The organism is Arenibacter sp. F20364 (assembly GCF_023015905.1).
Classification (GTDB): domain Bacteria; phylum Bacteroidota; class Bacteroidia; order Flavobacteriales; family Flavobacteriaceae; genus Arenibacter.
Genome location: NZ_JALKBD010000002.1, coordinates 293,108 through 303,208 on the forward strand (window position 1 = coordinate 293,108; position 10,101 = coordinate 303,208).

9 protein-coding genes are annotated in these 10,101 nt (G+C 43.3%); all 9 read left to right on the plus strand.

The features are described from left to right. Positions 1-106 precede the first annotated feature (106 nt). The 9 genes from proC (at position 107) to argH (ending at position 9,617) form a co-directional block, all read left to right on the plus strand. Positions 107-901, plus strand: coding sequence for a pyrroline-5-carboxylate reductase (gene proC / locus MWU84_RS02755; protein WP_246897958.1), 795 nt, complete (start codon positions 107-109; stop codon positions 899-901). A 59-nt stretch (positions 902-960) separates the two neighbouring features. Then, positions 961-2,088 (plus strand): aspartate aminotransferase family protein, encoded by a 1,128-nt coding sequence (locus tag MWU84_RS02760; protein ID WP_246897960.1) that lies wholly within the window; start codon positions 961-963, stop codon positions 2,086-2,088. After that, the gene (locus tag MWU84_RS02765; protein WP_246897963.1) at positions 2,085-3,281 is read left to right on the plus strand and encodes a glutamate-5-semialdehyde dehydrogenase; all 1,197 of its coding nucleotides are present in this window, start codon (positions 2,085-2,087) and stop codon (positions 3,279-3,281) included. The genes MWU84_RS02760 and MWU84_RS02765 overlap by 4 nt, the downstream gene beginning before the upstream one ends. Positions 3,282-3,317: 36 nt before the next feature. Continuing rightward, on the plus strand, positions 3,318-4,079 hold the full coding sequence (gene proB, locus MWU84_RS02770) for a glutamate 5-kinase (protein WP_246897965.1): 762 nt from the start codon (positions 3,318-3,320) through the stop codon (positions 4,077-4,079). Between the two features lie 4 nt (positions 4,080-4,083). Beyond that, positions 4,084-5,028, plus strand: a complete 945-nt coding sequence (locus MWU84_RS02775) for an acetylornithine carbamoyltransferase (RefSeq protein ID WP_246897967.1) — start codon at positions 4,084-4,086, stop codon at positions 5,026-5,028. 201 nt (positions 5,029-5,229) lie between these two features. Beyond that, positions 5,230-5,595 (plus strand): endonuclease domain-containing protein, encoded by a 366-nt coding sequence (locus MWU84_RS02780; RefSeq protein WP_246897970.1) that lies wholly within the window; start codon positions 5,230-5,232, stop codon positions 5,593-5,595. 632 nt (positions 5,596-6,227) lie between these two features. Then, positions 6,228-7,007 carry an acetylglutamate kinase gene (gene argB / locus MWU84_RS02785; RefSeq protein ID WP_246897973.1) on the plus strand — a complete coding sequence of 260 codons (780 nt, stop codon included), beginning with the start codon at positions 6,228-6,230 and terminating at the stop codon, positions 7,005-7,007. A gap of 2 nt (positions 7,008-7,009) precedes the next feature. Then, positions 7,010-8,077, plus strand: a complete 1,068-nt coding sequence (locus MWU84_RS02790) for a M20 family metallo-hydrolase (RefSeq protein ID WP_246897975.1) — start codon at positions 7,010-7,012, stop codon at positions 8,075-8,077. Positions 8,078-8,336: 259 nt separating this feature from the next. Beyond that, positions 8,337-9,617 (plus strand): argininosuccinate lyase, encoded by a 1,281-nt coding sequence (gene argH / locus MWU84_RS02795; protein WP_246897978.1) that lies wholly within the window; start codon positions 8,337-8,339, stop codon positions 9,615-9,617. Positions 9,618-10,101: the final 484 nt, after the last annotated feature.

The following is a 10,101-nucleotide window of genomic DNA, read 5'->3' on the forward strand; positions in this document are numbered from 1 at the left end:
GTGGTCCCATTAGGGTTGATAAACATTATTAAAACCTGCCAAAATATAAATTAACCAATTATTGAATTCCCTAGATTTAGGGAATGAAGCAAATAACGAATAAGGAATGAAAATAGCCATTATTGGAGCAGGTAATTTAGGTCTTTCCATCGCCAAGGGCATTTTGAGCACTAATGGGGCCACTTCCATGGTCCTTACCAAGAGAAATCTTAGCGGGCTTAAGGAAATTGAAAAATATGGAATTGTTACCACCACTACGGATAATAGGGAAGCGGTGGCCAAATCGGACATCCTTATTTTTGCGGTACAACCTGGGCAATTTGTAAAAATATTGGGTGAAGTTAAGGACATTCTTACGGATAAGCATGTTATTATTTCAACCATTACCGGTTTTAGTATTGCCAGAATGGAAGAGGTAATTGGTCCCGATCACTATATTATCCGTTCCATGCCCAATACGGCTATTTCTGTTGGGAAATCCATGACTTGTATCTGTAGTAACGAGAAGGGTGCCAAAAGGATAGACTTGGCGAAGGCCATCTTTAACCGTATGGGGCATTCCATGGAAATTCCGGAAGACCAGATGCAAGCCGCTACCGTTATTTGTGCCAGTGGAATTGCGTTTTGGATGCGATTGATACGAGCCACCACACAAGGGGCCATTCAATTGGGATTCGATGCCAAGGAAGCACAGGAATTGGCCATGCATACCTGTAATGGGGCTGCTAGTTTGTTGATAGAATCGGACAGTCACCCAGAAAATGAAATAGACAAGGTAACTACTCCAAGGGGATGTACCATTTCCGGATTGAATGAAATGGAACACCAAGGACTAAGCTCCTCCCTGATCAGAGGAATAGTAGCCTCATTTGATAAAATTAACGAGATAAAAAAAGGATAACCTCTTTATTAACCCCAGGGGATTTTAATACAAAAGAGGGTCATAATACAATATAGAAGATGGAATTATTTGATGTATACCCATTATATAACGTTACTCCCGTTTCGGCAAAGGGAATCGTAGTTACCGATGAAAAAGGCCAGGAGTATTTGGATTTTTACGGTGGACATGCCGTAATTTCTATAGGACATTCCCATCCGCACTATGTGGAACGGTTAAAGGAGCAGTTGGATAAGATAGGCTTTTATAGCAATGCCGTCCAGAATCCTGTTCAGGAGGCCTTGGCAAATAAATTGGGAAAACTTTCTGGCTGTGAGGATTACAATCTGTTCCTTTGTAATTCTGGGGCAGAAGCCAATGAAAATGCCTTAAAATTGGCATCGTTCCAAACAGGAAAATCACGTGTAATTGCCTTTAAACACGGATTCCATGGGAGAACTTCTGCTGCCGTGGCCGCCACGGACAACGAAAAAATAAATGCTCCCATCAACAAGCAGCAAAAGGTAACCATACTTCCTTTCGAGGATTTGGCCGCTTTTAAGGACGAGATTTCCAAGGGCGATGTTTGCTGTGTAATTATAGAGACCATTCAAGGGGTAGGAGGTCTGGACCAACCTTCTCAAGAGTTCTATGAAAATATTGCCGCACTATGTAAGGAAAATGGTGCTTTGCTTATTGCAGATGAAGTGCAGTGCGGTTATGGAAGAAGCGGTAAATTTTTTGCCTTCCAACATTACGGCATCAAACCGGACATTATTACTGTAGCCAAAGGAATGGGTAATGGATTTCCTATTGGTGGGGTGCTGATCCATGAAAATATTAAGGCTTCCTACGGCATGTTGGGAACCACCTTTGGGGGCAATCATTTGGCATGTGCCGCAGGATTGGCCGTATTGGAAGTCATCGAAAAAGAAAATTTAATAGAAAATGCTGCCAATCTCTTTGAATACTTCAAAGAAAAGGCGGCCTCCATTGCACAAGTAAAAAGAGTAAAGGGAATGGGACTGATGCTGGGATTGGAATTTGATTTTGAAGTGGCAGAGCTGAGGAAGAAACTCATTCATAACCAATATATGTTCACCGGCGGTGCCAGTGATAAACATGTATTGAGGGTGTTACCGGCATTGAATATTACCAAGGAAAATTTGGATCAGTTTTTTGATGCCCTAAAAAAGGAATTGGCATGAGTTTGTATTTAGACATATCCCAACGTAATGCGGTGCTCAGTACTATGGCACAGCTGATAGATGGGGAACGAAATACCATTCTCGAGGTCAATAAAAAGGACCTAGAGGCCTATAAGGGAGATGATTTGGCCATGTATGACCGACTCAAGGTGGACGATGCCAAAATTGACGGCATGATCCTATCCTTGCAACAATTGGCAGGACAAGAGGATCCCTTGGGCTTGGAGCGATTTAATTTTACCCATGAAAATGGGATGCAGGTAAGCAATAAAACAGCACCTTTTGGTACGGTCCTGATCATTTATGAATCCAGGCCCGATGTGACCATAGAAGCGGCAGCCATTGCCTTTAAATCCGGAAATAAAATTTTGTTGAAGGGTGGGAAGGAATCCTTACAAAGCAATTTGGTATTGGTAAACTTTTGGCATAAATCCTTGGAGCAACACGGTATTGCCAAAGATTGGGTCACTTATCTGGAATTCAACAGGGAGCAGACCCAGGCCTTTTTGGAAAAACCTACACAAAAACTAGATCTTATTGTACCTAGGGGAGGGGAAAAGTTGATCGCCTTTACCAAAAAGCACGCCACCTGTCCCGTAATCGTCAGTGGAAGGGGGAATAACTTTCTCTATGTACACCCTAAGGCGGACCATAAAAAGGCTATGTCCATTATCCTAAATGGCAAGACCACAAAGATATCGGCCTGTAATGCCTTGGATAAGGTGTTAATAGATAGTGCGTTGCCTAATAAAGAGGCTTTTATAAAAGATTTGATAGCTGAATTAAAGGCGAAGAAGGTCGAGATTTTGGTCGATAGCAGCCTCGCCAATACCGAGGGAACTTCAGAAATTACTGAGGAGAGCACCTGGTTTGAAGAATTTTTGGATTACAAGATCCTCATTGGGGAAGTGGATAGCACTGAAGAAGCCATTGGGAAAATAAATACCTATGGCGGGGGACATTCCGCCGTAATCGTTACCGAAGAGGAACAAGAGGCAGACCTTTTTATGAATTCCGTGGATTCGGCAGCAGTATACCATAATGTATCCACCCGTTTTACCGACGGCGGACAGTTTGGATTGGGTGGAGAATTGGCCATCAGCACGGACAAATTGCACCAAAGAGGTCCCATTGGCCTACAGCATTTGGTGACCAACAAATGGTATGTAAAGGGCGATGGTCAAATAAGGTAGTAGCCAGACCTAAACAATAGGTCTAAAAAAAACAGCATGCAGAAGAAAAGAATATTATTAAAAATAGGATCCAATACGCTTACCAAGGAAACAGACCATATTTCTCGGGGAAAAATTGAGGATATTGGTAGGCAGATCGCAAAACTTAAGGACAGTTACGAATTCATCATTGTAAGTTCCGGGGCTATTGCCGCTGCCAAGCAGTTTGTAAAATTGGAACACAATGGGCAGGAAATCACTGTTAAACAGGCCTTGGCATCTATAGGTCAACCTCATTTAATGCGTATTTTTCAAGAGAATTTCAGGGAGTTGGGCTTGTTTACCTCCCAATGTCTTTTGTCCTATTCCGACTTTGAAAGGGAAGTGTCCAAAGAAAATATCTGCAATACCATCAACGTACTGGTGGCGAATAATTTTATTCCCATTATCAATGAGAACGATACGGTAGCTACCGATGAGATCAAATTTGGAGACAATGATAAATTGGCGGCATTAACGGCTGCCTTGATGAAGGTAGATCTCCTGATCATTGCTACCAATACCGATGGCATTTACACCAAGGAGTCTTTTGTTAACAAGGATCCCAAAACCATTAGATTGGTCAGTAATCTGTCCGAACTTCAGAAGGAGGTTAGCAGTTCCAAATCCTCCCATGGTACTGGGGGAATGGAATCCAAGATAGAGGCCGCCAATATTGCCAGACAGGCCAATGTAGAGACCTGGATCGTAAATGGCATTAAGGACAATTTTATTATAGATGCCCTAGAAAACAAAACCGCTTTTACAACCATAAAATAAAGAAATGCAACACTATTTATCCTTAAAAGATATCGATTCCCTACCGCAATGGGTAGAAGAAGCTAGATCATTAAAGGCGAATCCGCTTCAACACAAAGCCTTGGGAGAGGCCAAGACCGTATGTTTATTATTCTTCAACAACAGCCTTAGAACCCGTTTAAGTACGCAAAAAGCGGCTATGAACTTGGGGATGGAGGTTATAGTAATGAACTTTGGAAGTGAAGGATGGGCATTGGAATATGGCGATGGTACCATCATGGATCAGGGCACCTCCGAACACATCAAGGAAGCGGCCCAGGTGGTGGCGCAATATTGCGATATAGTGGCTATTAGAGCCTTTGCCTCCTTGACCGATAAGGAAAAGGACGAGGCGGAAGTGGTCATGAACGGTTTTAAAAAGTATGCAGGGATACCGGTGGTGAATATGGAAAGTTCGGTGGGCCATCCTTTACAGGCTTTGGCTGATGCCATCACCCTAGCGGAGAACAATTCCAAAAAAAGACCCAAGGTAGTCTTGTCATGGGCGCCACACCCAAAGGCATTGCCACATGCGGTGGCCAATTCCTTTGTGGAAATGATGCATTTGCAGGATGCCGATTTTGTAATTACCCACCCAGAAGGATACGATTTAAATCCGGAGGTAACCAAGGGGGCCAAAATAGAATACGATCAGGACAAGGCCTTGGAAGATGCCGATTTTGTATATGTGAAAAACTGGAGCAGTTACCAGGAATACGGCAAGGTGGTGAGCCAGGACAGGGATTGGACCATGACCAATAAAAAGTTGGGCAATGCCAAATTTATGCACTGTCTGCCCGTAAGACGTAATGTTGTAGTTGCCGATGAGGTTCTTGACGGGCCCAATTCCTTGGTCATACAGCAGGCCAATAATAGGACCTTTTCCGCACAAATTGTGCTGAAGAAGTTGTTGGAGAGTCTGGGTGCTTAGGCACAGTTGTCAGTTGTCAGTAAGTAGTAAGCAGTAGTCAGTGAACAGTGAATGACGAAAATAAGGGGCTCCTCCCTTCAGACCTGTGCTGAGCGGAGTCGAAGTGCGAAGGGAGGTGGCTTCGCCACAAGCGAAGCCGGAGGGTTTTGAAAGCGCGGATTTTGGAATAAAAACGAAAGTTTTGCGAGCTGTAAAAAAGGAATGACAAAGGATAAGCTACATACAAAAAAAGAACTTGCAGGATTCAGGAGTGAGCTTCGTTCCAATCTGACTCCGGCCGAGGCTTTTCTATGGAAGCAATTAAGTTCACGTCAACTTGAAGGCAAAAGATTTACTAGGCAGCATAGTATTTCAAAATATGTGGTGGATTTCTATTGTGCGGCAGAGCGTTTAGTTGTGGAGTTGGATGGAGAAATCCATAACAATCCCCTGGCCATGGACTATGATGAAAAAAGAACTGCCTATTTTAATGAAATGGGTTACAAAGTGATACGATTTGAAAACAAAATGGTATTTGATAATTTAGAATCGGTATTAAGTGAAATAAAAGATAATTTTAAAACCTAAATAAGCTTCTCTCTTCAGACTTGTGCTGAGCGGAATCGAATGTGCGAAGGGAGATGGGTTCTCCAACAATGGGAGTTGAAGACGGAAGGGATTGATGGCCCTGATCTCGGAAAAAAGAGATAATTCGGGATTAGATTAAAAGTAAGGGATTTCAAACTCCCCTTTCTTTTCTGCCAAAAAGCAGAAAATTCATTCCCCTCTTCGTTCCAAGAGGGGAGCAGTTTGGTTAGAGTAAAAAATATGATTTTAAAATGTTAACACGGCTCCTCCCTTCAGACGAAGGGAGGTGGATTCGCCACAAGCGAAGCCGGAGGGTTTTGAAAGCGCGGATTTTGGAACAAAGCTGTAAGTTTGGGTTTAGACTAAGGGTTAGGGATTTCAAACCTGCCTGACGGCAAGGCAGGCTCCCCTTTCTTTCCCCGCTGGTGGCGGTAAAATTCATTCCCCTCTTTGTTCCAAGAGGGGAGCTGATTAATTTGAGTAATAAATATAATTTTGAAACACTAACAGGCTCCTTCCCTTGGCCAAGGGAAGGTGGATTCTCCGACCATAGGAGGAGAAGACGGAAGGGATTGAAACCCTAAACTAAGGACAAAACGATCAAGTGTCCCAAGAGGAAAGTAAAAAAAGACATGAAACAAAAACTATCTATAATAAAAATTGGAGGGAACGTTATTGAGAACGAAACCGAACTCAACAAATTCCTAGATTCCTTTTCAGCCATGGAAGGACCTAAAATATTGGTGCACGGGGGTGGAAAACTAGCCACCCAGATCGCTGAGAAATTAGGAATTGAATCCAAATTGGTGGGCGGGAGACGTATTACCGATGAAGAGGGACTAAAAGTAATCACCATGGTCTACGGCGGCTTGGCCAACAAGAATATTGTGGCCCAATTGCAGGCCAGGGGTACCAACGCCATAGGGCTTAGCGGGGCCGATGCCAATACCATCCGCGCCGTAAAAAGACCGGTACGGGAAATAGACTACGGTTTTGCCGGGGATGTGGAACAAGTAAATGCAGGGGCTATAGACAAATTATTGCAGGCCGACTTTGTTCCGGTGTTTTGCGCGATTACCCATAACAAGAAAGGGCAATTGTTGAATACCAATGCCGATACCATTGCCTCGGAAGTGGCCATTGGGATGAGCTCAAACTATGATACTACTCTTTATTATTGCTTTGAAAAGAAGGGGGTTTTGATGGACATTTCGGACGAGACCTCTGTGGTAAAACACCTGGAACCGGGCAACTATCAAGAATTATTGAAACAAAAAATTATAGCGGATGGAATGCTTCCAAAATTGGAAAATTGCTTCCATGCGTTAAATAAAAATGTGGGCAAGGTCTGTATTGGGGATTTGGATATGTTAAACCCTAAAGCTACTTTATTTACCACCATTACCTTATAAACATGGATCAACAAAAACTTACGGAAAAGGCTATTGCATTGTTACAGGAACTGATTTCAATTCAGTCGTTTTCCTCCGAAGAAGATAAGACAGCAGATGCCATTGAGGCATGGTTCAATCACTTCGATATCCCCTTTAAACGGGAGAAGAACAATGTATATGCCTTTAACAAATACTATGATGAGAGCAAGCCTTTGCTACTGCTCAACTCCCACCACGATACGGTAAAGCCCAATTCGGCCTATACCAAGGATCCTTTTCTGCCACATATCGAGGATGGAAAATTATTCGGTCTGGGCAGTAATGATGCTGGGGGGTGCCTGGTATCCCTGATCGCTACCTTTACCCATTTTTATGCCCAGGAAAATCTGAGCCATAATATAGTGATCGTGGCCTCTGCGGAAGAGGAAAGCTCTGGTCCCAATGGATTGAACAGTATGTTGTTGATCCTGCCAAGAATAGACGTAGCCATAGTTGGGGAACCTACCTTGATGAATTTGGCCATTGCCGAAAAAGGTTTGGTGGTGTTTGAAGGCAAGGTGAGCGGAACACCTTCACACGCTGCCCACCCGAACGATAATAATGCCATTTACAATACCATAGAGGTACTACAATGGTTTAAGGACTATAAGTTTCCCAAGGTATCTGAAGTATTGGGTGAAGTAAAGCTTACGGTAACCCAGATTAGTGCCGGCAATCAGCACAATGTTGTGCCCGGACATGTTGACTTGGTAATAGATGTACGGGTAAACGACTGTTACTCCAACAAGGAAATAGCGGACATACTTGCAGCCGAAGCCCCTTGTGAGGTAAAGCCCCGATCGTTGCGCCTAAACTCTTCTTCCATTAATAAGGATCACCCCTTGGTAAAATCGGGCTTGGCCTTGGGCAGAAGCAGCTATGGTTCACCCACCCTTTCGGATCAGGCAGCATTATACTGTCAGTCCCTAAAATTAGGACCTGGCGATAGTACCCGTAGTCACTCTGCAGATGAATTTATTCATATAGCAGAAATAAAAGAGGGAATAGATTTGTATATTCAAATTTTACAAGGATTCTTGAAACAATAAACAATAAACAATGATCAATAAGCAATTAACAATGTGGTTTGAATTGACTTATTAGAAAAATGAACAATAAATAGTTTAAATTAACCCATTAACAAAAGCACTGTTTATTGCTAATTGTTAATTGATAACTGAGATATAAATTAACCCATTAACAAAGGGCATTGTTTATGGCTTGCTGTTAATTGATAATTGAAAAATAGATGAACCCGTTAACAAAGCATTGTTTATTGCTTATTGTTAATTGATAATTGGAAAATAGATGAAACTTTGGGACAAAGGATTTAGCACCGACAAAAAAATAGACCATTTCACGGTGGGCAATGATAGGGAACTGGATTTGCTTTTGGCAAAATACGACGTAATAGCCTCCAAGGCACATGCCAAAATGCTGGGCAAAATTGGTCTGTTGACCCTTAAGGAGACCAATTCCCTGGTAACCGAGCTGGATAAAATTGCCAAGACCATAGAGGACGGCACCTTTACCATAGAGGACAGTTTTGAGGACATGCACTCCAAGATCGAGTTTTTGCTTACCCTAAGGTTGGGGGATGCCGGGAAAAAAATCCACACCGCCCGTTCCAGGAACGATCAGGTTTTGGTGGCCATGCATTTGTACCTAAAGAACGAATTAACAGAGATCAAGGACCAGACCAAGGATTTGTTCCACCTCTTATTAAATTTGGCCGATAAGCATAAGAAGGTGATGTTGCCTGGCTATACGCACTTGCAGATTGCCATGCCCTCTTCGTTTGGACTATGGTTTTCTGCCTATGCCGAAAGTTTGGTGGACGATCTTTACTTTGTGGATGCCGCCTATAAGGTAGCAGACCAGAATCCTTTGGGTAGTGCCGCCGGTTATGGAAGTTCTTTCCCCATAGACCGTAGTTTTACTACCGAGGAAATGGGTTTTGAAACTATGAAATACAATGTGGTGGCCGCCCAGATGGGCCGTGGCAAGGTAGAAAAGGCAGCAGCCTTTGGCATGAGCAGTATTGCCGCCACCCTGTCCAAGATGGCGATGGACATCTGCCTGTATATGAGCCAGAACTTTAATTTTGTCTCCTTCCCGGATGAACTAACCACCGGTTCCAGCATTATGCCGCACAAGAAGAATCCGGATGTTTTTGAATTGGTACGCGGTAAGTGTAACCGACTCCAGACCGTACCCAACCAATTGATCTTGATCTCCAACAACCTGCCCAGTGGCTACCACCGGGACCTGCAATTGGTAAAAGAGGTGATAGTACCTGCCATACAGGACCTCAAGGCCTGTTTGGAAATTATGACCTTTAGTCTAAAGGAAATACGTGTCAATGAAAGTATCCTGGAGGATCCCAAATACGATTATCTGTTTAGTGTAGATACCTTGAATGAATTGGTATTGAGCGGTATGCCCTTCCGTGATGCCTATAAAAAAATGGGCAAGGAAATCAACGAAGGCACCTTTACCCCCAAAAGGGATATACGCCACAGCCACGAAGGCAGCTTTGGCAATCTGTGTCTGGCAGAGATCAGAAAGAAAATGGACAAGATTTCTTAAATAGTAAACAGGGGTCAGGGGTCAGTTGGCAGTGAGCAGTAAAAAGTGAACAGTTTTGACCGGTCAGTGAGCAGTTGATTTACGAACTAGTGCAGAAAATAAAGAGCTCCTTCCCTTAGTAAGGGAAGGTGGATTCTCCGACCAAAGGAGGAGAAGACGGAAGGGATTGAAAACCCAAGCCAAGGTATTTTGTACACCAAGTTACTTAGGCACGAGCGCGACGCTCGTGCCAGCGGGGGAGCAGTTTACGCTGGGTTAAGGTTCAAAGTTCCAAGTCCGTCACTTGGAGTGATTTTATGTAGTGAAACGAAATAAAATTGTATCGAGAAGTAGACGTTGAATGGTAAAAAGTGAACAGTAGGCAAACGGTCTCAAGTCTAAAGTTTTTGTTGTGATTATTTGCACTCAAAATCAATCCGTCATTGCGAGGAGCTATGGCGACGAAGCAATCTCCTCAAACAATTGACAGATTGCCGCGCTGCGC

Bases quoted from the DNA above. Each gene is read 5' to 3' on its own strand.
- argH (WP_246897978.1), top strand. From the start codon at position 8,337: ATGAAACTTTGGGACAAAGGATTTAGCACCGACAAAAAAATAGACCAT.
- MWU84_RS02775 (WP_246897967.1), top strand. From the start codon at position 4,084: ATGCAACACTATTTATCCTTAAAAGATATCGATTCCCTACCGCAATGG.
- MWU84_RS02760 (WP_246897960.1), top strand. From the start codon at position 961: ATGGAATTATTTGATGTATACCCATTATATAACGTTACTCCCGTTTCG.
- MWU84_RS02780 (WP_246897970.1), top strand. From the start codon at position 5,230: ATGACAAAGGATAAGCTACATACAAAAAAAGAACTTGCAGGATTCAGG.
- MWU84_RS02790 (WP_246897975.1), top strand. From the start codon at position 7,010: ATGGATCAACAAAAACTTACGGAAAAGGCTATTGCATTGTTACAGGAA.
- MWU84_RS02765 (WP_246897963.1), top strand. From the start codon at position 2,085: ATGAGTTTGTATTTAGACATATCCCAACGTAATGCGGTGCTCAGTACT.
- proB (WP_246897965.1), top strand. From the start codon at position 3,318: ATGCAGAAGAAAAGAATATTATTAAAAATAGGATCCAATACGCTTACC.
- proC (WP_246897958.1), top strand. From the start codon at position 107: ATGAAAATAGCCATTATTGGAGCAGGTAATTTAGGTCTTTCCATCGCC.
- argB (WP_246897973.1), top strand. From the start codon at position 6,228: ATGAAACAAAAACTATCTATAATAAAAATTGGAGGGAACGTTATTGAG.